We start from the raw sequence: 397 nt of genomic DNA, 5'->3' as shown, positions 1-397 counted from the left end.
AGCATGCACAGCGCGAGGCGGCGCGCTTCGTCGTACGTATCGCCGGTCAGGATGAAATCGAGGTGCTCCTGGAAGCGGAACGGCGTCAGTTCGGGGAAGCGGTGCGCGGGCACGTCCTCGAGATCGAGCGGATCGACGTCGAGATCGGCGCGCAGGAACGCCTGGCTGAAATTGATCACGATGAAGTGCGCGCCTTCCGGATGCGGAATCAGGTGCTCGCGGTGCGGCAGCACGAACGCGAGCGCGCCGCGCGGAAACGGCCGCGTGACGCCGCCGATGCGCTGCTCGGTGTCGCCGCCGAGGTTGAACTGGATCTGGAAATACGCGTGCCGATGCGGCTCGGTGATCGCCTGGCGCGACGCCTGGTCGCGGATGTAGAAATCGAGCCGGTCGCTGC

1 protein-coding gene is annotated in these 397 nt (G+C 66.8%); it reads right to left on the bottom strand.

The window, feature by feature from the left end; all coding sequences use genetic code 11:
* Positions 1–397: AraC family ligand binding domain-containing protein (locus M3661_RS29960; RefSeq protein ID WP_251491389.1), on the bottom strand; the 397-nt coding region annotated here is incomplete at both ends.

This window comes from Paenibacillus sp. MER 180 (assembly GCF_023713665.1).
GTDB lineage: Bacteria > Bacillota > Bacilli > Paenibacillales > Paenibacillaceae > Paenibacillus_B > Paenibacillus_B suaedae.
This window is presented reverse-complemented; position numbering and strand designations above follow the sequence as displayed.